Source organism: Halovenus marina, from assembly GCF_051414115.1.
In the GTDB taxonomy this organism is placed as follows: domain Archaea; phylum Halobacteriota; class Halobacteria; order Halobacteriales; family Haloarculaceae; genus Halovenus; species Halovenus marina.
Genome location: NZ_JBLKNZ010000001.1, coordinates 766,053 through 791,583, shown reverse-complemented (window position 1 = coordinate 791,583; position 25,531 = coordinate 766,053). Strand labels below are relative to the sequence as shown.

General features: G+C 63.9%; 23 protein-coding genes. 11 read left to right on the top strand and 12 right to left on the bottom strand.

Annotated features, from left to right (window positions below; all coding sequences use genetic code 11):
* Positions 1-4 precede the first annotated feature (4 nt).
* Entirely contained in the window at positions 5-1,882 is a 1,878-nt protein-coding gene (locus ACMGFL_RS04005; protein ID WP_436934247.1) for a S8 family serine peptidase, read from the bottom strand.
* 476 nt (positions 1,883-2,358) lie between these two features.
* On the opposite strand from ACMGFL_RS04005, the gene ACMGFL_RS04000 reads away from it, so the two are divergent.
* Together ACMGFL_RS04000 and ACMGFL_RS03995 are read left to right on the top strand one after the other, a co-directional pair.
* Positions 2,359-3,153, top strand: a complete 795-nt coding sequence (locus ACMGFL_RS04000) for a class I fructose-bisphosphate aldolase (protein WP_436934246.1) — start codon at positions 2,359-2,361, stop codon at positions 3,151-3,153.
* A gap of 3 nt (positions 3,154-3,156) precedes the next feature.
* On the top strand, positions 3,157-3,999 hold the full coding sequence (locus ACMGFL_RS03995; RefSeq protein ID WP_436934245.1) for a class 1 fructose-bisphosphatase: 843 nt from the start codon (positions 3,157-3,159) through the stop codon (positions 3,997-3,999).
* Between the two features lie 69 nt (positions 4,000-4,068).
* Here ACMGFL_RS03995 and ACMGFL_RS03990 read toward each other — a convergent pair whose 3' ends face one another.
* The 4 genes from ACMGFL_RS03990 to ACMGFL_RS03975 all read right to left on the bottom strand — a co-directional run bounded on the left by ACMGFL_RS03990 (position 4,069) and on the right by ACMGFL_RS03975 (position 9,251).
* Positions 4,069-6,120, bottom strand: coding sequence for a PKD domain-containing protein (locus tag ACMGFL_RS03990; protein ID WP_436934244.1), 2,052 nt, complete (start codon positions 6,118-6,120; stop codon positions 4,069-4,071).
* Positions 6,121-6,220: 100 nt separating this feature from the next.
* Positions 6,221-7,003 (bottom strand): dolichyl-phosphate hexose transferase, encoded by a 783-nt coding sequence (locus tag ACMGFL_RS03985; RefSeq protein WP_495849327.1) that lies wholly within the window; start codon positions 7,001-7,003, stop codon positions 6,221-6,223.
* Between the two features lie 74 nt (positions 7,004-7,077).
* Positions 7,078-8,703, bottom strand: coding sequence for a GMC family oxidoreductase (locus ACMGFL_RS03980; RefSeq protein ID WP_436934243.1), 1,626 nt, complete (start codon positions 8,701-8,703; stop codon positions 7,078-7,080).
* Positions 8,700-9,251, bottom strand: a complete 552-nt coding sequence (locus tag ACMGFL_RS03975; protein WP_436934242.1) for a gluconate 2-dehydrogenase subunit 3 family protein — start codon at positions 9,249-9,251, stop codon at positions 8,700-8,702. Before ACMGFL_RS03975 ends, ACMGFL_RS03980 begins: the two co-directional genes overlap by 4 nt.
* A gap of 83 nt (positions 9,252-9,334) precedes the next feature.
* Between ACMGFL_RS03975 and ACMGFL_RS03970 the strand changes: the two genes are divergently transcribed.
* Positions 9,335-10,951: an ABC transporter permease gene (locus tag ACMGFL_RS03970; RefSeq protein WP_436934241.1), complete on the top strand. Its 1,617-nt coding sequence runs from the start codon at positions 9,335-9,337 to the stop codon at positions 10,949-10,951.
* A gap of 25 nt (positions 10,952-10,976) precedes the next feature.
* Here ACMGFL_RS03970 and ACMGFL_RS03965 read toward each other — a convergent pair whose 3' ends face one another.
* Positions 10,977-11,585: an MBL fold metallo-hydrolase gene (locus ACMGFL_RS03965; RefSeq protein WP_436934240.1), complete on the bottom strand. Its 609-nt coding sequence runs from the start codon at positions 11,583-11,585 to the stop codon at positions 10,977-10,979.
* Between the two features lie 101 nt (positions 11,586-11,686).
* Between ACMGFL_RS03965 and ACMGFL_RS03960 the strand changes: the two genes are divergently transcribed.
* The 5 genes from ACMGFL_RS03960 (at position 11,687) to ACMGFL_RS03940 (ending at position 15,363) form a co-directional block, all read left to right on the top strand.
* Positions 11,687-11,860: a DUF5786 family protein gene (locus tag ACMGFL_RS03960; RefSeq protein WP_436934239.1), complete on the top strand. Its 174-nt coding sequence runs from the start codon at positions 11,687-11,689 to the stop codon at positions 11,858-11,860.
* Positions 11,857-12,411: an endonuclease dU gene (locus tag ACMGFL_RS03955; RefSeq protein WP_436934238.1), complete on the top strand. Its 555-nt coding sequence runs from the start codon at positions 11,857-11,859 to the stop codon at positions 12,409-12,411. Before ACMGFL_RS03960 ends, ACMGFL_RS03955 begins: the two co-directional genes overlap by 4 nt.
* Positions 12,412-12,478: 67 nt before the next feature.
* A complete protein-coding gene (locus ACMGFL_RS03950; protein WP_436934237.1) occupies positions 12,479-13,084 on the top strand; it encodes a uracil-DNA glycosylase in 606 nt (201 codons plus the stop codon).
* Positions 13,085-13,529: 445 nt separating this feature from the next.
* A complete protein-coding gene (hisH, locus tag ACMGFL_RS03945) occupies positions 13,530-14,183 on the top strand; it encodes an imidazole glycerol phosphate synthase subunit HisH (RefSeq protein ID WP_436934236.1) in 654 nt (217 codons plus the stop codon).
* 94 nt (positions 14,184-14,277) lie between these two features.
* Positions 14,278-15,363 carry an alpha/beta fold hydrolase gene (locus tag ACMGFL_RS03940; RefSeq protein ID WP_436934235.1) on the top strand — a complete coding sequence of 362 codons (1,086 nt, stop codon included), beginning with the start codon at positions 14,278-14,280 and terminating at the stop codon, positions 15,361-15,363.
* 51 nt (positions 15,364-15,414) lie between these two features.
* Here ACMGFL_RS03940 and ACMGFL_RS03935 read toward each other — a convergent pair whose 3' ends face one another.
* The 4 genes from ACMGFL_RS03935 to hemB all read right to left on the bottom strand — a co-directional run bounded on the left by ACMGFL_RS03935 (position 15,415) and on the right by hemB (position 20,764).
* The gene (locus ACMGFL_RS03935) at positions 15,415-16,284 is read right to left on the bottom strand and encodes an HVO_0234 family beta-propeller protein (protein WP_436934234.1); all 870 of its coding nucleotides are present in this window, start codon (positions 16,282-16,284) and stop codon (positions 15,415-15,417) included.
* Positions 16,281-17,615 carry a glutamate-1-semialdehyde 2,1-aminomutase gene (gene hemL / locus ACMGFL_RS03930; protein ID WP_436934233.1) on the bottom strand — a complete coding sequence of 445 codons (1,335 nt, stop codon included), beginning with the start codon at positions 17,613-17,615 and terminating at the stop codon, positions 16,281-16,283. Before hemL ends, ACMGFL_RS03935 begins: the two co-directional genes overlap by 4 nt.
* Positions 17,616-17,733: 118 nt before the next feature.
* Positions 17,734-19,395: an ammonium transporter gene (locus tag ACMGFL_RS03925; RefSeq protein WP_436934232.1), complete on the bottom strand. Its 1,662-nt coding sequence runs from the start codon at positions 19,393-19,395 to the stop codon at positions 17,734-17,736.
* Positions 19,396-19,783: 388 nt separating this feature from the next.
* Positions 19,784-20,764 carry a porphobilinogen synthase gene (gene hemB, locus ACMGFL_RS03920; RefSeq protein ID WP_436934231.1) on the bottom strand — a complete coding sequence of 327 codons (981 nt, stop codon included), beginning with the start codon at positions 20,762-20,764 and terminating at the stop codon, positions 19,784-19,786.
* A gap of 112 nt (positions 20,765-20,876) precedes the next feature.
* Here hemB and ACMGFL_RS03915 point away from each other — a divergent pair, with 112 nt between their 5' ends.
* From ACMGFL_RS03915 to ACMGFL_RS03905, 3 genes are all read left to right on the top strand, one after another.
* A complete protein-coding gene (locus ACMGFL_RS03915; protein ID WP_436934230.1) occupies positions 20,877-21,749 on the top strand; it encodes an EamA family transporter in 873 nt (290 codons plus the stop codon).
* A gap of 75 nt (positions 21,750-21,824) precedes the next feature.
* Positions 21,825-22,667, top strand: coding sequence for an aldo/keto reductase (locus ACMGFL_RS03910; protein WP_436934229.1), 843 nt, complete (start codon positions 21,825-21,827; stop codon positions 22,665-22,667).
* 151 nt (positions 22,668-22,818) lie between these two features.
* Positions 22,819-23,679, top strand: a complete 861-nt coding sequence (locus ACMGFL_RS03905) for a phosphatase PAP2 family protein (RefSeq protein WP_436934228.1) — start codon at positions 22,819-22,821, stop codon at positions 23,677-23,679.
* Between the two features lie 16 nt (positions 23,680-23,695).
* Here the strand turns inward: ACMGFL_RS03905 and ACMGFL_RS03900 are convergent, their stop codons facing one another.
* The gene (locus ACMGFL_RS03900; protein ID WP_436934227.1) at positions 23,696-24,115 is read right to left on the bottom strand and encodes a DUF5807 family protein; all 420 of its coding nucleotides are present in this window, start codon (positions 24,113-24,115) and stop codon (positions 23,696-23,698) included.
* A 64-nt stretch (positions 24,116-24,179) separates the two neighbouring features.
* Positions 24,180-25,484 (bottom strand): MFS transporter, encoded by a 1,305-nt coding sequence (locus ACMGFL_RS03895; protein WP_436934226.1) that lies wholly within the window; start codon positions 25,482-25,484, stop codon positions 24,180-24,182.
* Between the last annotated feature and the right edge of the window lie 47 nt (positions 25,485-25,531).

The following is a 25,531-nucleotide window of genomic DNA, read 5'->3' as shown; positions in this document are numbered from 1 at the left end:
GTTGTTACACCTGTTCCCAGGGACCCCACTGGTTGGACCCGGGTTCGTCGCCCCGTGTCCACCACTGGGCCTCCCAGACCGACCCGTTGTACCTGACCTGGTCGCCCTGCGTGTAGGTGGTTCCAGAGTCCCACTCGGGAACGTCCGGCTGGTCACCGTCGTCGTCGCCGCCATCGTCGCCGCCGTCATCGTCGCCGCCATCATCGATATCCTCAACTTTCTCCCAGGGACCCCACTGGCTGGACCCGGGCTCGTCGCCCTGTGTCCACCACTTGGCCTCCCAGACTGCGCCGTCGTAGATGACCTGGTCGCCGCCTCTGTAGGTCGCGTCAGGGTTCCACTCCGGCAGGTCGGGCATTCCGCCGCCACCGCCGCGCTCGGTAACTTCGAGTTCACCCGTCGTAGTTGCGGAGTTTCCGCCGCTGCCGGTGACCGTCAGCATGACCTCGTAGGTTCCCGGTCCGGAGAGCACCTCGCCAGTATCGATCGTATTTACTGCGCCCATGACTGGGCCGACATCGCCAATCATCCACTCGTAGGAAGCGATGTCACCCGTGGAGTTCGACGCGTCGAGTGTCACCTCCGCACCGTACTCGACGCTTGCCGCGCTCGCCTCGATAACCGGTTCGAGCGGGGCCGGATCGCTGCCGCCGCCGCCGTCGCTCACTGCCTCGACAAGTGCTGCCGCGTCGACCTGCCCGTCTCCTTGACGGGAGTCGCGAACACCCGACAGGGGCGATGCGGTCTCTTTCATCTGTTGTTTGAGTTCGCTCGGCGAGATGGATGGGTTGACTGCGAGCGCCAGCGCGGCGACGCCCGCCGCGCATGGACACGCCATCGACGTCCCACTGATCGAATTGTACGATCCCTGAGACGTTGGGTACGTCGAGAGAATGTTCACACCCGGAGCGACTACATCGAGTTTTGGGCTGGAGTTCGAGAAATCTGCAATCTGTCCATTCGAGTTCGACGCGCCGACTGCGAGCACGTCCGGATGGCGGGACGGGAACGAGATCTGTCTTCGCTGGCTACTGTTCCCCGTTGCAGCAACACAGAGCGTTCCCTGATCGGTTGCGTACTCGAGCGCTCGGGAGATACTCCGACGCTCCCCGAGTTCGAAGGACATGCTGATCACGTCTGCGCCTTGGTCAGCCGAGTCAGTGATCGCGGTCGCGATGGGTGTTCGACCACTTCCGCTCTGAATGATCGACCGGAAACCCTTCAGCGAGCTATTGCTGATGCCAGCGACACCGGTGCCATTTCCGGTCGTCGCCGTCGCGATACCGGCACAGTGTGTGCCGTGACTGCCCGAATCGCCACGAGTGATGTACTCACCACCGGGATTCGAGGAGACCCGGTCTTCGAGATCCGGATGCTCGATGTCGACCCCTGTGTCGATAATCGAGACCGTCACGTCGTCGGAACCGTAGGTCTGCTCCCAGACCTCGTCGGCGTTGACTGCCTGCGGACCGTACTGCTGGTCCCAGCCCGGATCGTCGGGAGTGACCGCGGCTGGTTGGGACTCCACGACACAAAGTTCTGGGTCTGGTTTCGACTCACTGTACTCGATAGCTGACGGCTCGGAGAGCAGTTCGACGGCTCCCCCATCGGTAGAGAGAACGCTCGGCTCTTTTGGCACTTCGACGATTGCAAAGTCGATCGCGTCGTTGTAGTGAACGATCTCCGCTCCGTCAGGGATCGACGGGGTATCGGCGATCTCTGCGGCTGCTTCCTCGCGTGTCGCGTCGCCTTTGATCCCGATATGGACCTCTTCGGTATCTGGCCCATCCGCAGCGCCATGCCCCGCGAACCCAGTGAGCGCAATTGTTCCCCCGATACCCCTCAGTACTGACCGCCGTTCGAACGTTGTTTCGTCTGTCATGTTTCGTTCTGCAAACCGCGATAGTCGAATCTCGATACCTCTCGGTCACGGGGAACGGTCAGCGACATATCGAAGTGATGAGCGATACAAGGCACTCACCTCCCCCAGATGTGCTCCTCGTGTTCCCCTGAACCCCGAGAATGTACCAGTCGCGACAGACCACGTCTGCCACGGCCCCCCATCCTCAGCGGGTTCTGTCTCTAATTTTAGATTCGTCGGTGAAAAAACTACTGCTATCTGACCAAAAATCGTTGTCAATTTGTTCTCGCGGAGGTGCGGTCATCCTCTCGAAGAATGGAAAGCCTAACTTTTGCATCCGGACTCGCACGGATTGATATGCAACAGCGACAGCTGTCGGGCGGGCAAAGACGCCCTTCTGTTGGACGAGAATCGCTCGAGAGACAGGACTCGTCAGAGAGTATCCACGGCGGGCGCGGGTCAAAAGAATTTAGTCCGCACTCCGCGGACGAGAGTACATGAGACCGTTCGATGACACCCCCCTCAGTCGCGACGGAAAGGTTCTGATCCTCGCCTACGACCACGGACTCGAACACGGCCCCGTCGACTTCGAGGACGTCCCCGAAAGTGCGGACCCGAGACACGTCTTCGATATCGCCCAGCACGACGCCGTGACCAGCCTCGCGGTCCAGAAGGGAATCGCGGAAGCGTACTACCCTTCCTACGAGGACGACGTGACCCTGCTCGCGAAGCTCAACGGCACCTCCAACCTCTGGATGGGCGAACCGGACTCGTCGGTCAACTGTTCGGTCGAGTACGCCGACGAACTCGGCGCTGATGCGGTCGGATTTACGCTCTACGGCGGGTCGAACCACGAAATAGAGATGGCCGAGGAGTTCCGCACGGCCCACGAGGAAGCGCGCAAGCGGGACCTCCCGGTCGTGATGTGGTCGTACCCCCGCGGACAGGGCGTCAAAAACGACACGAAGCCCGGCACCATCTCCTACGCCGCGCGTCTCGCACACGAACTCGGTGCCGACGTGGCGAAGGTGAAATACCCCGGCAGCACCGAGGGGATGCGCGAAGCCGTCGAGATGGCTGGCAAGACCGAGGTCATCATGTCCGGCGGATCCAAGACCGGCGACAGGGACTTCCTCGAAAACGTCAAGGGCGCAATCGACGCCGGTGCGGCCGGACTCGCTGTCGGCCGAAACGTCTTCCAGCGCGAGAACCCCGAGCAACTGCTCGACGGCCTCGAACAGGTCATCTACGAGGAGGCGACCGTCGACGAGGCGCTCGCCGCGATGGAGTGACCGATGGACGATACGATAGCCACGATATTCGAGGCCGTCGCCGCGAGCGCGAGCGACATCCGCGATGGGTTCGATGAGCGCCGGTCGTACATGGACGGCGAGAACCCGACCGGTGACCGGCAACTGGCGGCCGACGTCTACGCCGACGAGGTACTCGAAGAGCAACTGCTCGCGGTCGACGGCGTCGGGTCGTACGCGAGCGAAGAGCGCGACAGCGTCGTCACCGACACCGGGGCCTATCACGTCGCCTGCGACCCGCTCGATGGCTCCTCGAACCTGAAGCCCAACAACGGGATGGGGACGATCTTCGGTGTGTACGACGAGAAACCGCCCGCCAGCGGAGCAGATATGCTCGCGGCTGGGTTCGTCCTCTACGGCCCGATCACGACGATGGTCGAAGCCGTCGACGACAGCGTCACCGAGTACCTCATCGAAGACGGTGACCGGACAGTGCTCGACGAGAACGTGACGGTCCCGGCGGATCCGACCGTGTACGGCTTCGGCGGCCGCGTCCCGGACTGGACCGAGCAGTTTCGCTCGTACGTCGACGAAATCGAGCAGGACCGGCTCAAACTCCGATACGGCGGCGCGATGGTTGCGGACGTCAATCAGGTACTCACTCACGGCGGCATCTTCGGCTATCCGATGCTCGAAGACACCCCATCGGGCAAACTCCGACTCCAGTTCGAAGGGCATCCGATGGCCTACATCCTCGAAGCCGCAGGCGGCGCATCCTCGGACGGGAACCAGTCGCTGCTGGCGCGCACGCCCGACACTCTCCACGAGCGCTCGCCGCTCTTTGTCGGAAACGAAGCGCTCATCGAGCGCCTCGAAACGACGCTGTGAGCGGTCGCGAGGTGGCTATTGTACCCGTCCAGCGGTTGGTGGATCAAACAGATTCGCGCACAGCGCCGGTCAGTACCCCCGGTACGTGGCAAATCCCTTGAGCGCGAGGAAGATGAGAGCTACTGGAAGACCGACAAACAGGAGGACGGTTCGGATGAGTCCCCCGGGCAGGAATCCGAGCGGAAGGATGCCGAGAAGCGTTCCCGGAATCCCGAGTACCGTGCTGACGATTCCGCCACCACCGTTCGATTCAACCGCGACAGTTCCCGCACTGGTCCCGTTGATTCGGATCGAGTAGGTTCCCGGTTCGTCGAACTGGCGGGTGAACTCGACGCCGAGGTCCGTCCCCGGATCCACCGGTCCGACGAACTGCGTCGCGAGGAGTTCGCCGTCGACGAACAGACCGGCGAGAAATGCCTCCGACTCGTTGCCGGTGTTTGCGACGGTGCCCTCAACGGTGACGAGTTCGCCTGTTCCAGTCGCGTTGGGCGAAACGGTCGCATTCTGCACGAGAAAGTCGGCCGCTGATTGGGTCTGATCGTCTGTACCGCCAGCGTCGGTTCCCGAGCCATCGTCGCTGGACTGAGAGCCGTTCTCGTCGGAATCGGTACCGTCGGCGTCGTCAGTCGAAAGGTCGACGTTCTCCTGCGTGGTGACGACGGCAAAGCGCGAGAAGTCCGTCGCCGTCGCCTCGAAGCGGTAAGTGTCGTCGTCCTTGCGCCCCGTCGTCCGGAGTAGCTCCCAGCCGTCTTCGCCCTCGCGGTGGAGTTGCACCTGCGCCGGGTCGACGTTCGCCGTCGAGACGAGTTCCTCCGGGATAGCTATCGAGAGTGTCGCCTGGTCCACTGCGCCGGGCGGGAGGTCGTGCGCGAGCGAGAATCCGGAGATGACGGTCACGGTGTCTCGCTCGAAACTGGCCGGGTCGACAGTCGAGGCGACGATTCCGAAGTCCGTCGGGCGGGAAAGCGTCAGTTCGATTCGGTCGAGCGTGACGCGCTCGTCTGCGAGCAGCGGACGGCCGTCGTCGGGGTCGATGCGGATGTCCGTGCCCGCGGGGACTGCACCGACTCTGACGAGCGTCGTCGCCGTCGAGTTTTCCTTCGGACGCTCGACGGTGACGGCAGGGACCGGATCGGTTTCGTTCCCCGGTCCCGAACTGTTCCCCGAGGGTATCGAGACTGTCACGGTGTCGGTGTCGTTGTTGCCGTACTCGTCGGTCGCGGTCAACTCGACTGTGTAGACGCCGGGCGCGAACTCGTGAGTGATCCGCTCGCCCGTAGCGGTCGTTCCGTCTCCGAGACTCCAGGTGAAATTGACTGCCGACTCGCTGGAGTAGGTGGCGTCGAACGTCACGTCCGGTCCCTGCGAGGCATCGACATCGACCATCGCAACCGCGTCTGGATCGGTCAGCCGAACGTCGATAGCGACGGCCTCGCCCGGGCGCGCCTCGTTTCTGGACTCGTCAGCGAGAGAGACGAGCGTCGCCTCGTACACGCCGTCCACCGACGGCTGGACGGTCGCCTCGTACCGCGTCGGCCCAACGCGCTCGAAATCCGACCGGGTCAGCGTCGCATTCCCCGGGCCAGTGATATCGACGGTGACGGTTTCGAGTCGCTCGTCGGCCGTGAGAGTGAGTTCGGCGGGACGTGCGTGCGCGTTCGACGCCGTGAACGCCTCGACGGTCGGTGGAACCCCGTCCATCCCCTCGACGGTGATGCTGTGTTCGGCCGGATTCTCGATTCGATTGCCGTCGACGTCTGCGATGGTGCTGTTTGCGGCCAGTGCAACGGTGAGGTCGTCGCTCTGAATGGGCGTGTCGAGCACCAGTTCGACGACTGCCTCGGTCCCGTTCTCGGTGACTGAAATCCCGGTGAGTTGCCCGTCGCTGAGGAGGAAATCCTCAGCAGTTATCGTGTCGGTGTCGACGCCGACGTCGTCTGCAATCCGCACTTCGACGGCGGTGTCGCTGAGCCGTTCGCCACCGACGAGTTCCGGCGAACTTCCCGAGTCCTGAGCCGTGACGCCACCGGCGAGGAGCGCGAAAACGAGAGTCAGGAGGGCAGCGGTGACGGCCACGCGGCGGGGTGACCGTCCCGCGAGCAGACCGGCGACGTCGTTCATCGAGCGAGAGTAGCGGCTGACTCGTTATAAGTACAGCCCGCCCGTTCGCAGAGATGAAAACTGGAGGGCGAGACGTCGGAGGCGGAGGAGAACTGAGCGCCTATCGGAACTGCTCTTCGAGCGCAACTTTCACGATCGATTTCGCGATGGCCGCGCCGCCTTCGATCGGATCTAGCTTCGTCTCGCCTTTGCGCTCGCGGTAGTCGATGGGGTGTTCCCGAACCTCGTATCCGCGCATCTTCGGTCGGATGAGCAGTTCTGCGGAGAGGCCAGTGTTTTCGGTCCACTCGATTGACTCGACCACCTCGCGGCGGTACGCGCGCATCCCCGTCGTCGTGTCGTGGACGCGCGTCCCCATGAGCGCACTCGCAGTCGCCGCAAACAGATGGTTGCCGAGTCGGTTGAACGCGGGCATCGCGGATGCACCGTGATAGAGTCGGTCGCCGCTGACCACGTCGTACCCCTCGTTTATGAACTCCAGAAACTCCGGGAGTTGCTCCATCGGATAGGTGTCGTCACAGTCTGTCGTGACGACGATTGGCCGGTCCGGGGCGAGCACCGCCTCCCGCACCGCGACGCCGTAGCCCTGTGGCTCCTGTTCGATAACTTCTGCGCCGTGATCGCGAGCGATTTCGGGCGTCCGGTCCGACGACCCATCCACGCAGACGACCTCCGCCTGTCCGTCGGTCACATCGTCGATATCGGACAGCACCGTCCCGATGGCCTCCTCCTCGTTGTAGGTACCCATCACGACGCTCACGTCCGCGAACGTGAACTCGTCGTCCGGAGCGTCTGAATCCGTCTCGGCTGTGTTCTCGTCGATACCTCCGCTGACCGCTGGCTCTGGATTCGCATCGCCCGTTCCGTCTCTCGTCTGACTCATTACACACCCGTTCTGGACGCGCACGGTTAAGCTTTTAGGTCTACCTAAAATAATATTGCTGAACCGTCAACATCTCACCCTACGAGTTCGGCTTCGACGAAATCAGCGGCACGAAGCGCGAGCGCACCGATCGTCAGCGTGGGATTGAGAGCGCCGCCGGTCGGAAAGACGCTGCTCGATGCGATCCAGCAGTTGTCGAGGTCGTGTGTCTGCAGCGTCGGGTCGACGACGCTCTCGTCCGGGTCGGTCCCCATCCGGGTGGTTCCCATGTGGTGATAGGCGGGGCCGGTGCTCTCCGGACCGGCGGTCCACGTAATCTCGGCACCAAGTTCGTCGAGGATGTCGTGCTGGATCTCGTTTGCGCGTTCGATGGTTCGGAGCGCCCTGTCACCGACATTCCAGTGGACATCCGGGACCGGGTTGCCGTGGTCGTCGGTACGCTCGGGGTCGAGTCCGACGTAACTGTCCTCACGGGGAAGCTGTTCGACCAGTCCGCCGAGGGCGATATGGTTGCCGTACGACGAGCGCAGATCCGCGAGCAGTTCGTCGCCCCACTCGTCGCCCGACAGCGCGAGTTCGACCGGCGACGGCCCAGCGTAGTTGAAGAATTCGAGTTTGAACGGGCCGACGTCTTCGTCTGCCTCGTCGTAGAACTGGTGGGACTCGCTGGTGAGAAAGCCGACGTGATTCTGCCTGGTCCGTTCGTCGAGAATCCCACCGGCTCCGGCGAAGAGGTGATCCATGAAGTACTGCCCGACGGCCCCGCTCGAATTCGCGAGGCCGTCCGGGTACACCTCCGAATCGGAGAGCAAGAGCAACCGCGGGATTTCGACGCCGCCGCAGGCGAGCACGAAGGCGTCGGCTGGCTGGCGGTGTTCGGTTCCGTCCGGCGTCACGTACACCGCCGCCTCGATTGATTCCGGGCCGTGTTCCAGATGCTGGACCTGTGCGCGGTCGATGACCGTCGCCCCGCGCCGTTCGGCCCGGTCGACGTGGACGGTGGCGTCGTACTTCGCACCCGACGGGCAGACTGGCTGGCAGGTGCCGTAGCCGACACACGCGCTTCGGCCGTCGTAGCTCTCCGAATTCCGGGCGTTCGGAACCGAGTGCATCGTGATCCCGAGGCGCTCGCAGGCGTCGGCAAACAGCGAATCGCTGTAGGAAGGACGGAAGGCAGGCATTGGAAACGGCTCCTCACGGGGCGGCCCGAACGGGTTGTCGTCGGCCCCGGCGACACCGAACGCTCGCTCGGCCTCGGCGTAGTGGGGTCTGAGGTCCTCGTACGCGATGGGCCAGTCCGGACCGACGTCGCGGGCGCTCCCCGACCGGAAGTCGTCCTCGTGGAGTCGCATCACCATCCCCTGCCAGTGGAGCGTCGACCCGCCGACCCCCTTGACGCGGGCGTGATTGAGCGGGTAGAACCACTCACCGCTGGCCGAGTATGCGTCCCGCTCACCGCCGACGTCCCAGACGTCCGGTCGGTCGTAGGCCGGACGGATCGCCCGCTCCTGTCGTTCGAGACGCTGGTCGGGGTCGAACCGCGGCCCTGCATCGAGCACGACCACGTCGAGGCTGTCGGCCAGTCGATTGGCGATCAGACCGCCAGCGGGGCCCGCGCCGACGATACAGACGTCCGCGCCGGACACAGGTGAGCGGTCTGCGTTCGTCCGTGTTCGTCGCGATAGTCGGTCCGCGCTCATCGTGGCCCTCGCTGGTAGCTTTCGGTTCCGCCGGGGTGGCCCTGTGGGTTTTCGAGTCCGACGAGTTTCCCGCCTTTGGGCGACGCGTACAGCGCGAGCAACAGTTCGTTCACGACGTAATAGCGGATGCGCTCCGCAGGCGTCCCCCCGGGGTTCTCCTCGACAGTGTCGCTCCCGGACTCGCGGAGCAACTGGTCTCTGGTCTCCGCGTCGAGTTCGGTCACGCGCCCGTCGTACCAGGACTGGCCCCGCTCGTCGAGCGCCGCGACAGCCGACCGGACGCCACTCGCGTGCGCATCGTCTTCGAGCCGTGAGTCCACGAAGGTCTCGACGAACGCCTCGACGCCGGACACCTCGCTCGGATAGACGACGTCCGCGACGGCGACGAGCGTCTCCCGCACTCGCTGGTCGGAGGGGAGCGTCTCGTCGGCCCCGGACGCGTCGGGGTCATCGCCGTCGGATCGAAGTTGCGTGTATCCGACGCCCGCAGCGCCAGCACCGCCGATAGCAGCGAGCGCTGCAATCGCGTCACGTCTCGTCAGCTTCACGCTCGTTTTAGGGAAACCTAATTCTTATATTCGTCGGAATATCATCCTACGCTACTGAGCGACTGCTGGCATCTGCTTCACTCATGAGATCGATATCGGCGCTGGTCCGGCGGCTGAGAGACGCGGAAGAGAGCGACGACCGCCCAGTCGGATTAACACTGCTCGCGGGGGCGATTGCCGCCGCGATGGTGTTTCCGCTGACGTGGCTGTTCATCCGGGCCTCGACTGTCGACCCGGGTCGGGCGCGCGAACTCATGTTCAGCATGGAGACGTTCGACATCCTCCTCAACAGCCTCCTCCTGACGGGGCTTGTGACGGCGTTTTCGATACTGCTCGGGGTGCCGCTCGCGTACCTGACCGTTCGGACGAACCTCCCCTTCCGTCGCTTCTGGACGATTGCCGCTGCCTTGCCGCTCGTGGTGCCCAGTTACGTGGGCGCGTTCGCGTTCGTCTCGGCGTTCGGGCCGAACGGGGAGTTTCAGTCGCTGTTTGCGCCCCTCGGCGTCGACCAGGTGCCACAGATCTACGGCCTCCCCGGCGCAACGCTCGTCATCACACTCTACACCTATCCGTACGTCTACCTGACGACCCGTGCTGCGCTCATCTCCTTCGATGAAGGGCTGATCGACGCCGCGCGAACGCTCAATCAGGGCCGCCTCAAAGCGTTCCGGCGGGTCACGCTTCCGCAGGTTCGCCCAGCGGTCGCCGCTGGCGCGTTGCTTGCTGCGCTGTACGCGATTTCGGATTTTGGAACGCCAGCGATCATGCGCCTGCCGGTGTTCACCCGTCAGATCTACGTCGAGAATCGGTCGTTCGGGAGCGATTACGCGGCGCTGCTCTCGCTGCAACTGCTCGCGGTGGTGCTCGTCATCCTCGCGCTGGAGTGGCGGATCCGCTCGAATCGGACCGTCTCCGGCAGCGGATCCGAGGGGGCCGAAACCCGCGTCGACCTGGGGTGGCTGCGCTGGCCAGCGATGGCGCTCCCGGCAGCGGTAACGACGCTCGCGCTTGCTGTTCCGGTCTGGATTCTCATGCTCTGGCTGCAACGCGCTGGCGATGGATACCGCCAGGATCTCGCCTTCGAGTTCGTCCAGGTCGCCAATTCAGTCAGCGTCTCCGCCGCCGCCGCGGTGGTCGCAGCCCTGCTCGCGATCCCCGTCGCGTACTTCGCAGCGAATCACGACAGCGTGCTGGCGCTCGTCTTCGAGCGACTGACCTACGTCGGCTTCGCGGTCCCCGGCATCGTACTCGGCCTCGCACTGGTGTATTTCGGGTCCAGCTTGACGCCGTGGATCTACCAGACGATTCCGCTGCTCGTGTTCGCGTACGTGATTCGCTTTCTCCCGCAGGCGGTCGGGTCGACACGCACGTCGATCCTGCAGGTCGACCCGAAACTGGTTGAGGCCGGTCGCGTTCTCGGTGAGTCCTCGTTCGGTTCGTTCCGACGAATTACGTTCCCGCTGATCCGGTCGGGGATCGTCGCGGGCGCTGCGCTCGTCTTTCTCACCACGATGAAGGAACTTCCGGTGACACTGATTCTCCGGCCGAGCGGCTACGAGAACATCGTCACGCAGATCTGGGCCGCACAGCGCAACGCGCTCTATCAGTACGCCGCGATCCCCGCGCTCCTGTTGATGGTGATCTCCGGGCTCTCGATGGTCGTGTTGCTCACACAGGAGACCGACGAACCCGGGCTGTAGACTCCAGAGAACGCGCCGGTGCTTTTCACTCGTCGTATTTTGGCTCGCGCCGTCGAGCGCGTTCGAGCGCGCGTTCGAGCACCGCGCACACGTCACCCTGAAATACATCCCCGTGACCGGCGTACAGATACTCCGTCGTGTCGGGGAGGCGGTCGAGTAGCGTCTCGATGCTCTCGATGAGGCGCTCGCGGGACATCCCCGGATAGTCCGTCCGGCCGAAACTCCCGTCGTCGAACGCGCCGTCGTTGTAGACGACCACGTCGCCGGAAAAGAGCGCTGCGGACCCGAGCAGGGAGATGTGATCGTCCGCGTGACCGGGCGTATAGACCACTTCGTACTCGTCGTCACCAATCTGGAGGGAGTCCCCGTCGTCGAGAGCGTGGGTCTGCCACGGGTGGGTGCCGTAGGCATAGCAGTCCGGGTCGAACGCGTCGAGAACGGCGTCGAGTCGGTCGATGTGGTCGGAGTGGCTGTGGGTGACCACGACCTGATCGATGTGGTCTACGTGCTCGCGGATGACATCGACGACGCCCTCCATCGCACCCGCGTCCACGAGCGTCACCACCTCGCCGTCGACCAGATACGCATTTGCGGTGAATACGTCTGCGTCATCCGTGACGTTTCTGACGTCCATGGTGGCCGCTACAGTCGGAATCGGCTTGAAGCTGGCTCTGTGTGTTATCACACCGCACGGTGCGAGAAATTTTTTACTGTGAACTGCTAACGTGACTCTGTATGGGATTCGGGAGCTACGACGAATCGGAACAGGAAAACCAGGAGTACGACGCTGATATCGAGGACGACAGTGTATCGACAGAGGAGAGCACACACGACGGCGACGTCGAATTCGAGTTCACCGCCTCGAACGACGAACTCCTCGACCGACTCGAAGACATCAAGAACACGTGAAATCCGGGGCGCGCGCCCTCGGAATCGCAGAGTCGTACACCACCGATAGCAGCACCGTCGCCGCCGTCGTCGTCCGCGCCGACCGGGTCGTCGAGGCGTTTGCCTTTGACACGTGGGCGGTCGGCGGAACGGACGCGACAGACACCATTCTCACACTCGTCGACCGACTCGGACGCGAAGACATCCCCTTGCTCTTCGTCTCTGGAATCGCCCCCGCCTGGTACAACATCGTCGACCTCGAGCGGATTTACACAGAAACGGAGATGGGCGTGCTCTCGGTGTCCTTCGAGGAAAGCGAGGGACTGGAATCGGCGATAACGACGGAATTTACGGGCGAGAAGCGAGCGCGACGGCTCGAACTGTATCGCGCCCAGCCGGAGCGAAATCGGGTCGACATCGACGAGGAGACCGTCTTCGTTCGAAGCCTCGGCGTCGAGGACCCCGAACGTGTCGTCCGCGCGTTCACGCCCGAGGGCGGGCGTCCGGAACCGCTTCGCGTGGCGCGCGCGGCGGCCCGCGGTGCCGACGCCGCCCGCAACGAGTGTCGGTGATCGTCACAGTCCACAACGGCGAGTCAGAGAACCGGGGCTTCTTTGTCCCCTGTGTGCTGGATGAGATATGGACGAAGACGCGCGGGAGTGCTGGAGCGAGGAGCGGATTGCGGTCGAGGGCTGTGAGCGGTGTCCGGATCTGGTCGACTCGCGGAGTCAGATCGTCAATGGGGCCGGACCGACCGACGCTGATCTCCTCTTTGTCGGCGAGGCACCCGGCGAAACGGAGGACAAGCAGGGCGAACCCTTCGTCGGACGGAGCGGTGACGTGCTCGACGACGGCCTCCGCGACGTGGGCCTCTCACGGCGAGACGTCCGGATCACCAACTGTGTGCGCTGTCGCCCGCCCGACAACCGCGACCCGACGGCGACCGAGCGAACGAACTGTCGGGGCTATCTCGACCGGGAAATCGCAGCCGTCGATCCGGAACTCGTCGTCACGCTCGGGAAGGTGCCAGCAGAGACGCTGCTCGAACAGTCGGTTGCAGTCACGAACAGGGCCGGTGACGTGTTCGAACTGGCAGTCGGTGACTCCCGCTGGAAGCTGCTCGTCTGTGTCCACCCCGCGGCGACGCTGTACGACCCCAGTCAGCGCGATGCCTTCGAGACTGCGCTGCAGGCCGCCGCCGAGTACGCCGGTGACGGCGGCCAATCGACGCTTGGCGACTGGTGACGCGGAGTTCCGTTTGTGGTTGGTTTTACAGTTTTGAACGTCACTCACGGTGTTTTGACCACCAAGAAAGCCCCAGCCTTCTGAACGAACCTCGGCGAAGTAAGCACCGCAACGAAGTGAGGAGCGCAACGAGCCGCGGGAGTTCAGAAGGCTGCCCCTTTCAGTCCCACCCAGTCCGGCTGGCCGACCAGTCTTTGAGGGTGGGACTGAAAGGGGCGAGCGGTTGAACGAAGGCCGGCGTCCGCGGCTTCGCCGCGGGCTCGGGAGAGCTTGCTCTCCCGGTGACGCAAGCACGCGACCAACGGGAGCGCGCACAGCGAGTCGCCCGAGTTCAACCGCTCGGGGCTTTCTTGGTGTCTCGAACACCATCATCGTCAATACCCCACACCAAATCGCCACACTTTCACGAAGGCCAACGCACTTATCGGGGCCGCTCCTACGTCCGATGATGACTGCAAGCGAGGGGACGCGCGTCGCCGTGGTCGATTACGGACTCGGGAACCTCCGGAGCGTGACCCGCGGTCTGGAACGCGCCGGTGCGACCGTCGACGTGACAGACGACCCCGAATCGATCAGGGCGGCCGACGGAATCGTGCTCCCGGGCGTCGGCGCGTTCAGCGAGGGGATGGAAAACGCCGGACCCTTTCGGGACCTCCTGAAAGCGCAGGCCGACGCCGGGACACCGCTCTTTGGCATCTGTCTCGGGATGCAGATGCTGCTCACGACCAGCGAGGAGGCCGAACACGCTGGCGAGGGGAGCGCGGAGGGGCTCGACCTTATCCCCGGCCGGAACGTGCGCTTTCCCGAGACGGTGAAGGTGCCACAGATGGGCTGGAATCAGCTTTCCGTCGAGCGCGAGCACCCGCTCGTCGATGGCGTCGACGGGGAGTACGCCTACTTCGTCCACTCCTACTACGCCGACCCCGACGACGAGTCGGCCGTCGTCGCGACGACTGACTACGGACTCGACTTTGCGAGCGTCATCGCAAACGAGGCAGGAAACGTCTTCGGCACGCAGTTCCACCCGGAAAAGTCCGGCGAGACCGGCCTCCGGATTCTGCGAAACTTCGTCGACCTGTGTGCGAATCCCCACGACTAATGTCTACGCCCCGCGAGAACTGACACATGCGGCCCCAGTCACAGAATCGGCTCGTACATCCACTCTCTGGGCTGGGGCGGGTCCGGTGATCCCAGTGGAGGAACGCCCGTTTGGCTGGTCCAGCGGCCACCGATACTCCCTCTCGATTGCCCTCTCCGTGCTCTCGAACGCGAACGCTCCGCCCGAATCGCTCCGCAATCTGCTGACCGCCGACGTGGGCCAGACCGAGAGTTCGGTCGTCCACGAGCGCTCGACCCACGAGGTCCGTCACTACGAACCCGACGAGACGGCTCACGGGACGCCGGTGCTTATCGTGTACGCGCTGGTCAATCGCCCCTACATTCTCGACTTACAGCCAGACCGGAGCGTGATTCGCCGCCTCCTCGAAGCGGGATTTGAAGTGTACCTCGTCGACTGGGGGCGGCCGTCGGTTCTCGACCAGTCACTCGGCGTGGCCGATTACGTCACGCGCTATCTGGACGCCTGCGTCGACGCCGTCTGTGACCACGCCGCGGTCGAAGACGTTCATCTGCTTGGCTACTGCATGGGTGGGACGCTCGCAGTCATGTACACCGCGCTCCGGCAACGTCGCGTGCGGACGCTCGGACTCATGGCCGCGCCGTCCCGAATCGACGACACTGGGGGCCTGCTCGAACGGTGGGCGGCCCACTGCGACCCGGGGACGATAGCCGAGACGTTCGGCAACGTCCCCGGGGAGTCGCTCGCGCTCACGTTCGCGATGATGGAACCGGTCGACCAGTTGGTCGGCAAGTACGTCCACCTGGCCGAGCGAGTCGACGACCCCGATTTCGTGGCGAACTTCGCTCGAATGGAGCGGTGGGTCTGGGACAGCGTCGACGTGCCCGGCGAAGCCTACCGGGAGTTCATCGAGGAGATTTACCGACAGGACCGCCTGCTCTCGGGCGAGTACCACCTCGACGGCGAGCGCGTCGACCCGTCGACCATCGAGGTGCCGCTCCTGCAAGTCGTCGGCGAGTACGATCATCTCGTTCCGCCGGAAGCCTCGACGCCGCTCAACGACGCGGTGGCGAGCGAGGACACGCGCCTCATCGAGTTTCCCGCCGGACACGTGGGCGTCTCGGTTTCCTCCAGCGCACACGAGCGACTCTGGCCGACCGTCGCCGAGTGGTACGGCGAGCGAAGCGAGTCAGTAGAATAGAGCGTAACAGGAGCGCAAAATGACCAATTCGAGTAGGTCAGCCCAGACCGACTATCGGATTGCGATTTCGGTCACACCGGCGACGCCGAGCGCGTGTGACCGCCAACCACCGCGTCCGTCGACGACCAGTTCGGGGTCGGTGTAGACGAGTACGGTTCCGTCCTCCGTGACAGCATAGAGGCTCTCTCCGTACGCCAGTGCGACCGTACCCGTCGCGGATACCTCGTCTGTCGGCGGATTCATCCGCCGCCACTCGTCGTTGTAGGCCAGTATTCCCTCGTCATCGAGCGCCGCCAGCCGCGTCCCGGAGCTGGCGACGGCAGTCGCAGCGCCCCTGAAGGTTCGATTCCACTCGCCGTCAGTGTGGTGGTAGATGCCATCGGCAGTCGCGGCGACCGGTCCCGTCGCGGCCGTCGTCACGTCCATCACGTCTGTCAGCCCCAGCGGTTCCAGCGTCTCACCGACTCGGTAGACACCATCACCGGCCGCGAGCAGCGACCCCTCGAACCGCCGGGGGTCGGTCACCGTGCCGACCGTCTCCCAGCCGTCGTCGAACCGGGCGACCCGGCCGTCCGAACCTGCCGCGAGCAACGTTCCCTCCGCAAGCCCGACCGCAACCGCGGGGCCAAAGCCCATCGACTCCACGGCGTCGTCTTCGACGATTAGCACGTCCTCGTCAGTGCCGACGAGCAACGTCTCCTCGTCTGCGGCGACCGACCGGGGCGAACACCGGTGGACGAGCGAGAACTGGCCGACGCGGTCTGCGGTGATCGACACGCGAACGACGCCGAGATCCGTGGCGAGATACGCGTCCGTCTCCTCGCGCTGCGTTCCGATCAGCCGTCGTTCGTCCGTGGCGTCGTCGCCCTCGAAGTCATCGTCGCCATCGGTTTCTCGACCGTTCTCGGTCTCTGCCGTCATAGCGCCGTCTTGTACGCTTCGAGCGTCTCCTCGATGTCCGACTCGGTGTGTGCATAGCAGACGAACTGCGACTCGAACTGGTTGGGTGTCAGGAAGATGCCTTCGTCTTTCATCGCAGGCCAGAACAGTCGTTCCCAGCGCTCGGTGTCGGCGTCGTCGACGTCCGCACCAGTTTTCGGACACTGGTCGAAGTGCGAACAGCCCTCGTTCTGGCGACAGCCCGCCTCGCATCGCTCACCCTCGCCGGGTCGGCCGCGGGTGAATATGACCTTGAACATGCTATCTGTGCCGACGACGGTGTACTCGGGGGCCTGGTCTTCGACGATATCAGTCAGCCCCGCTCGGAGCTGTTCGGCCAGCCCGTTCACGTGGTCGTACACGTCCTCCTTGGCCGCGTAGCGAAGCGTCTCGAGCCCGGCGGCCATCGTCACCGGATGCCCGGAGAACGTCCCCGACTGGAACACGTCGCCCGACGGCGTGAACTCCTCGATGATCTCCGTCCGGCCGCCGATAGCGCCCACCGGGAAGCCGCCGCCGACGATCTTTCCGAACGTCGTCACGTCGGGCGTGACGCCGAACTTTCCCTGGGCGCACTGGAGACCGCCGACCCGAAAGCCCGTGATGACCTCGTCGAAGACGAGCAGCGACCCGTACTCGTCGGTCACTTCCCGGAGCGTCTCCAGATACCCCTCGACGGGGTGGACGATACCGTGATTGCCCAGGATTGGCTCGGTGAGCACTGCGGCGATGTCCTCGCCGTGGGCCTCGAACACCTCCTGCACCGCCGCTTCGTCGTTGAACGGGACGGTGATCGTGTGGTCGGCAAACGACGCCGGGATGCCGGGGCTCGACGGGGCGGTGTCGGTTCCGGACCCCTCCACGAGGGTCGACTCCTGTGCGCCGTGGTAGCTCCCCTCCATGATGACGATCTTGTCACGGCCAGTGTAGCCCCGGGCAAGTCGAACCGCGGAGACGGTGGCCTCGGTGCCGCTGTTGACAAAGCGTACCATCTCGACGCTCGGGACGTGTCGGGCGAGAAACTCGGCGAGTTCGACCTCGACTTCGGTCGGCGCGCCGTACATCGGTCCCTCGCTCGCACGTTGCTGGACCGCGGCCTCAACCGACTCCGGCAGGTCGTGACCGAACAGGAGCGGGCCATATCCCATGACGAAATCCAGATAGCGGTTCCCGTCCGCGTCGATGACGTGCCCGCCGTCACCGCGCTCGACGAAGAAGGGGTACGGTCTGACCGCACGAACCGAGGAGTTGACGCCACCGGGCAACACCGAGAGCGCCCGGTCGTACAGCGACCGCGACTGGTCGTGGTTCATGCTTGGGTCTTCGACCGCACGGGGAAAGAAGCTAACGCGTTATGTTCGCGCGAAAAAGGAGTGCTATGTCAGAATCGAAACGAGCGGATTGTGTCGGAACCGAGCGCTCGTGTCGTCGTCAGACCGCGCCCATGCCGCGTTCGCCGGTGCGGATCTGGACTGCGTCCTCGATCGGCATGACGAATATCTTGCCGTCACCGGGTTCGCCGGTGTTTGCCGCATCGCGGATCGCGTCGACCACGTCCTCGGTCGGCGTGTCGGCGACGACACACTCGATTTTGACCTTCTGGTGGAGGTCGACGACGTACTCCTCGCCGCGCCACTGGCCGGTCTTCGACGGCTGTGAGCCGCGACCGGAGACGTTCGTGACCGTCAGCGACGGCGCTTCGGCCTCGGCGAGTGCCTGCTTGACTTCGCTGAGTCGGTCCGGTCGGATGATGGCCGTCACCATCTCGATGCCGCTGCCCGTGCCGCCGTCAGCGCGCAGGTCGTGGGTCTCGACGCCGCCGTCGGTGGCGACGTTCGGGTCGCCGAACTCGGGGTAGGTCTCGACGCCGTGTTCGGAGATGTCCAGTCCGTCGCGCTCGTGGTCGGAGTCGACGCGTGCCTGTCCGACTGCTTTAAAGACACCCCAGATGAGTGCCGTCGCCGTGATAGTCCATGCGGCGATGAAGGCGACGCCGACGACCTGTGCGATGAACGCATCGGCCACCGACGGCCCGAGGTCAGCCGCGACGAAGGGGAACGCGAGCGTTCCCAGCACGCCTGCGCTACCGTGAACCGGGAAGACCGCACACACGTCGTCGATCTTGAGTCGCTTCTCGACGAACTCGAAGACGATCGGAAGCTGTGCGCCCGCAAGAAGTCCGACTGCAAGTGCGCCCCACCACGTCGTCGTGTCTGGGATCGCGGTGATGCCGACCAGTCCGGCCAGCAGGCCGTTCGCGACATACAACGTATCGACCTTGCTGTTTTTCAGCAGCGAGACTGCGCCTGCGCCGACTGCGCCCATTGCCATCGCGAGCGTCGTCGTCATTGCGGTCTGGCCGAGAGCACCACCGCCACCGACTGGCGCAGCGACAGTACCCACGTTGAACCCGTACCAGCCAAAAGCAAGCATCAGCGTTCCGAGGACTGCGAAGGTCATCGAGTGACCTGGAATGACGTTGACGCTCCCGTCACTGTCGTACTTGTCCATCCGTGGCCCGAGTACCCAGGCGGCGGTCAACCCGGCGATACCGCCCATCGCGTGGACGATGGTTCCGCCTGCGAAATCTTTGAATGCAGTTCCGGTCAGGTCCTTGACCAGACCACTGCCCGAGACAGATGCACCAGTCCAGGTCATCGCGATGACGACTGGGTAGATGACCGCCGCCAGCAGGAACGTGTAGCCGACGTATGCACGGAGACGCGCACGGCCAGCCACCGCTCCAGAGACGATCGTCGCGGCCGTCATCGCAAACACTGCTCCGTAGAGCCAGCCGATGTACTGGGAGAACTCACCACCAGTATTCATGAACGGAGCGCCGTCAGCGAAACTTCCGCCGGCAGCGACATATGAAAGGCCTGCTCCGACCAGGAAAAACAGCACGACGCCGACACTCCACGTCAGGAGGTTCTTGGTCAGCTGGTTGGCGACGTTCTTCGAGCGAACCTGCCCCGCCTCAAGCATCGCAAAGCCTGCGTGCATGAAGAAAATCAGGAACGTAACGGTCAGTATCCACGTGTTAGTGACCGCGTCCGCGACCTCGCCGACGCTCTGAAGTACAATTGGGTCCATCTACTGGTCACCTCCAGTTCCAAACGTCTGTTTTACTGCCTGTTCGTTCACCAAACCGCGCGATTTGTGCGTTATCGTCATGCGTTCCACGTCGAATGGGTGTGACACTCACATGTATAAGGGTTTGGTTAAATGTGTGTTCTATTCCGCGAAAAATCTGAACGAATGAACAATATAAGGAAGAGTATAACGGATATAAGGTTGTATTCTGTCCAGAATGTGGACGTTCAGACATCGAATTTCTGTAGATCGTAAACCGGGATCGGTGGCGGCTTTCGAGGAGGGGTCGGGCCGCTCCCGGGAACGTGGCTGGATCGCTCCCGGGCCCGTAGTCGTCAGAGCGGTCGCTGGCGGACGAGAAAACGGCCATGAAGAGACGGTCAGCGGACTATAGCCGGTTGGCGATGTCCTCTGCGAAGTACGTGAGTATCAGATCAGCGCCAGCGCGTTTGATCGAGAGCAGCGACTCGTAGGCCGTGGCTTCGAGCTCCAGCCAGCCCTTCTCGGCGGCGGCGTGGACCATCGCGTACTCGCCGGAGACGTTGTAGGCGGCGACAGGGTGGTCGAACTCCCGGCGCACCTGCGAGACGATATCCAGATAGGGGAGCGCGGGCTTGACCATCAGCACGTCCGCGCCCTGCCGCACGTCGAGTTCGACCTCGCGGCTCGCTTCCCGAACGTTCGCCGGGTCCATCTGGTAGTGTCTCCGGTCGCTGAAGGCGGGCGCACCGTCTGCGGCGTCTCTGAAGGGGCCGTAGAACGCGGACTCGTACTTGGCCGCGTAGCTCATAATCGACACGTGCTCGAAGCCCTCCCCGTCGAGGCCGGTTCGGATCGCCGCGACCATCCCGTCCATCATCCCCGAGGGCGCAACCATGTCCGCACCCGCGCGGGCGTGTGAGACGGCGATGTCCGCCAGTCTATCCAGCGTCTCGTCGTTGTCGACGGTGACTCGGGGATTCGACCGCGCCTCGTCTTCGAGCACCCCGCAGTGACCGTGTTCAGTGTACTCACAGAGACAGACGTCGGTGATGACGTAGGCGTCGGTTTCGGCCGTGATCTTCCTGGTCGCCCGCTGTACGACTCCGTCCTCGGCCCACGCTCGCGTCCCGCGGTCGTCCTTCGAGTCGGGGATCCCAAAGAGGATGACCGCCTCGACGCCGGTCTCACGGATCTCCTCGACGCGCTCGACAGCGTCCGAGACGGGAACTCGCTCGTGTCCCGGCATCGACTCGATCGGCTGGCGACGCTCGGCAGTCGCGTCGACGAACACGGGAGCGATGAGATCCGACGCCGTCAGGTCCGTCTCGCGCACGAGCGACCGGACCCCGTCGGTTCGCAGTCGTCGCGGCCGTCGGTTCATGTCCATGCATCCGATTCGAGTCCGAGAGCCATTATGGATGCGGTTTTGCTCCCCGGTCGACACGGAACGAGACACCGATCGAACCCCTCTTGAGGGCGAGTGCCGTCGAGTCTGCTAGATGGAACCGGCTATCGGCGTCGCGGTTCTCGCGGCGTTCGTGTGGGGTGGGTATATCTACCTCCTGAAGCGGTCGTTCGCCCGGTATCCACACGCGTGGTTGCTCGTCGTCTTCTACATGTTCGCGGTGCTCTGGTATCTCCCAGCCGTCGCGGTCGAAGCCGACCGAGTGACCGAATCGGCCGCAGCGTTTGGCCTGCCGGAGCTGGGCATTCTCGTCTGGACTGCGTTCACCACAGTGGCGGCGCTGTTGCTCTTTCTCAAAGCGCTCGCGGCGGGTGAGGTGTCCTACGTCACGCCGATCAACAAGATCGTGCCCGTGTTCGTGCTCCCCATCGAGATTCTCTTGCTCGGGCAGGTGTTGACGCCGCTTCAGGTGCTTGGCGTCGTGGTTGCGACGTTCGCGGTGTACGTCGCCAACTACGACTCGGCAGGACTGTTTCGCCCGATTGCGAAAGCCGCCAACTCGCGCCCGGCGCAACTCGCGCTGTTGAGTGCCGTCTGCTTTGCCGTCGGGGATGTCGGAAGACGCGTCGCGCTACAGGATCTAGCCATCGCAGAGCGGCTCTGGGTTCCGCTGTTCTTCGGGACGATGACGGTCATGTTGCTCCCGATGGCAGTGGCCCGGCGGCCGTCGCTCTCGCGTCAGGAGATTCCGAAGTTCGTCGCGGTCGGTGCCCTCGTTGCGTTCGGCGAACACCTGACGACGGTCTCGTTCGGGGCACTTCCCGCGAGCATCGCCTCACCGATCATCAACACGCAGGCCATCGTCGCAGTCGTGCTCGGGGGAATCCTGCTCGGTGAGCGCCACTTCCGACTGCGCCTGCTCGCTGCGGTGCTGGCCGTCGTCGGCGTGGCGCTGCTGTCGCTGTGATTCGTTGGACGAGCGCGTTCACAACACGAACCACGTATCGGTAGATTCAACCGCGATCCGGCCTGTGACCAGTCTATGAGTACATTCCCAACAAAGACACTTCCGAGCGGCGACGAACTGCCCGTCGTCGGCTACGGCACGTGGGACATCGGCGACGAACAACTCGAAGAGGGGCTTCGGACAGCACTCGATGCGGGCTACACGCACGTCGACACCGCCGAGGGCTATCACAACGAGAACGTCATCGGCGACGTGCTCGCAGAGTACGACCGCGATGAGGTCTTTCTCACCTCGAAGGTGCTCCCGAAACACCTCAACTACGAGTCGCTCATCGCCGCCTGCGAGGACTCGCTTGCCCGACTCGGGACGGACTATCTGGACCTGTATCTCATCCACTGGCCGAACCCGGCCATCTCGCTTCGGGAGTCGCTCGACGCGATGGCGACACTGCACGACCGGGGGCTGATTAAAAACATCGGCGTCTCGAACTTCAGCCGCTATCAACTCAGCACCGCACACCACATCTCTGACGTTCCGATCGCGGTCAATCAGATCGAGTTCCACCCGTGGCTCCAGCGACCCGAACTGGTTGAATTCTGTCGCGAAACCGACACCGTCGTCGAGGCCGCCGCGCCGCTCGCCCGCACGGAGATATTCGAAGACGACGTCGTTTCCGATCTGGCCGAGAAGTACGACAGGTCCGTCGCACAGATTGTCCTCAAGTGGGCGCTCGAACAGGGCGTCGTCGCGCTCCCGAAATCGTCCTCGCCAGCACACGTCCAGGAGAACATCGATCTCTTCGACTGGGACCTCGACGACGCTGACCTCGACGCGCTCACCGACCGCGACCGCGGACACGCAGTCTACGACACCAGAGAACGCGACTGGACAGGCGATGTGTACGGTATCGAACGCTGAAACGAGGGCGCGGAAACGGACGCACTGGCCACGCGGTGCTGGGAACGGGCGCCCTGACCACGCGGCGCCGAGAACGGACGCCGAACCCGTGTCTCCGACACTGCGCTGACTTCGATGTGTTTTACCGGTCGCTCCGAGTACTCCCTTCCACATGCGTCTGAAAGACTGGAGCGTCGCGCTCTGGGAAGCGTTCCCACCGGAGTTTACCGATCTTGCAGTCTTCGTGACGACCTTCGGCGGGGCCGAGTTACTTATTCTCGTCGTCGCCGTCTGCTACTGGCTCGCGGACAGACAGCGCGGCGCGACGGTGGCCGCGTACGCGACTGTCGGGGTGGTGAGCATCGTGCTGGTCAAATCCGCGTTCGCGCTGCCGCGACCGCCCGCTGACGGGGCGGTGGAGGTGGCCGCGCTCGTGGAACTGACCGACAGCGAGTACGGCTTTCCGAGCGGGCACGCGTTCATGGCGACGCTCGTCTACGGCGGCCTGCTCGTCGCGTTCGACCGACTCCGCGACCCGCTCGCCATCGGCGGCGTCGTGACTGCCGTCCTCGCCATCTCGCTGTCGCGGGTCGTTCTCCGCGTCCACTATCTGGGCGATATCGTCGTCGGCGCTGCACTCGGTGTGGGCGTGCTCGCTGCGGTACCCCGCGTCGTCGACGGGACACCGCAGCGAGGGTTCGCACTCGCGACCGTCATCGCCGTCCCCGCGGTTCTCGTAAGCGGGTTCGCAGAACTCGCGCTCGTCGGCCTCGGCGCGAGTCTCGGCGGCGTCGTCGCGACGACACAGCTCGACAGTATGCCCGCGCTTCGGACACGACTCGAAGGAGGGGCAGTCTGTCTCTGCGGGATCGGCTATCTGCTTGCCTTCGTCCTCGTGGAGGAGGCACTGGTGACCGGGTCGCTCGAACACCTGCGAACGGTGCTTTTCAACGTCGCGCTCTTTGCTGGGATTTTGCTGTTGCCACTCGCCGTTCATCTGGTCGAACAGAGACGACGGCGCGCAGTGCAGTAGCCGCGAAAATTGGTCGCTACTCAGCGACCCACTTATCCGAGTACGACTCCCCGCACTCGCAGGAGACGTAGGCGTGGATCACGTCGCCCTCGGCGTAGAGCCCGCCGACATCGTCGTTTTGTGCCTCGGCAAACGCAAAGACGAAGCGAGCACCGTCGTCGGCACCGCAGGCCGGACAGGTGCCGCCGGTGCAGTCGTCGTCGACATCGCCGTCGGTGTCCATCGCGTCCTGTGCGAACGCCATCGGGTCGATTCCAGTCGCGCGCTGGAAGATGCTCCGGGCCTGGTCGCCGTCGAGAACGAGCACGATACCCGCTTCGACGCGTTCGCCGTGTGATTCGAGCGCGTCGACGTTCGAGACGGCGTCCTCGTGGAGATAGATGTGCACGTCGTCGGGGCGATCGCCGGCGAGAAACGCCTCGCGGTCAGTGGTCATACGCCACGCTCGGGCAGTCACGTGGATAAAGACACCGACACTCGGTCGGAGACCAATAATGGAGTCAATCGCTGACTGCTGGCTCTGTCACCTCGTCGGGGAGCGTCTCCTCTACCTGCGTGAGAACGCCGACAAGTGCAATTGCGGCGAGCACGCTGCCAGCGACAAACGGGACCAGAAAGCCAAAGGAGACGAGAATCCCTGACGCGAGCGGGCCGACGGCGACGCCGAACCCAAAGCCCATGGTGAGTATCGACAGCGTCGACCCCGAGGCACCCTTCTTCGCGAGGTCACCGGCGAGCGCGAGCGACGGGGCAAAGACGAGCGCCACGGCGATGCCCTGACCGAACCGAACGGCCGTCATCACCACGGGGTCTGTGACGATACCCTGCAACACTGTGGAGGGGATCAAGATCACAAAGCCCGCGAGCAAGAATGGGCGGCGGCCGTACCGGTCAGCGGCAGTGCCGACCGGAACCTGCAGCATGACGTTCGCGATGGTGACCGCGCCGAACTGGAGACCGAACCAAACTGGCTGCTGGTCGAGTCGGAGGTTGATCTCGGTCTGAAGCGTCGCAAACAGCGAGATACAGATGCCCATCGCGATGGTCGCGAGTCCGAGGGTAAAGACCGGATCGAGCAAGCGGTCAGTCCCCCGCATCTGAATCGAGAGGTCGGTGTCAGCGTCTGCGCTCGGTTCCTCCGTATCAGTGACAAACAGCGCGACGAGGACAAAGGAGAGATACGCACCAGCGCAGGCGATAGCGAAGGCGGCCTCGAATCCCGAAAGCGTGACCGAACCGACGGTGTAGGGACCAGCTTCGACGACGAGTCCAGCAACCGCTGGTCCGACTCCAAACCCGATGAGGCGGAACGTATTGTACACGCCGAAGTTGCCGCCACGGTCAGCCGCTTCGCCCGCGTACTCGTTTATCAGTGCCACCGTGGAAGGAACGATCAACGCAGCACCGAACCCCTGAACCGCGCGAAGAGTCACGAGCATCCAGTATTCGGTCGCGACGATGTACAGCCCCGACCCCGTTCCGAGCGTCACGATCCCGGCGAGAATGAACGGCTTGCGGGCACTCGCGCGGTCAGAGATCCGACCAGTAAACGGTTGCGAAAGACTGTTCAGAAAGCCAAACAGCGACAGCACGAGTCCGATGAGCAGCGGTTCCGTGACCGTGATCGTCGCCGCTCCGACACCGACTGACCGCCCGACGAGGCCGTCGATATCGACGATGCCACTCCCGATGTACAGCGGCAACACGACGATCAGAAAGGAGTTGCCCGCTGCGCCGACCATCCGGGCCAGCGCCAGCACCAGCACCCGCCTGTCTGTCCCGACCAGCCACCGGAACCCTCTCATCGTCCCCGTTTTGAGTTCGATTCGGAAATATCCATCAGATTCGTTAT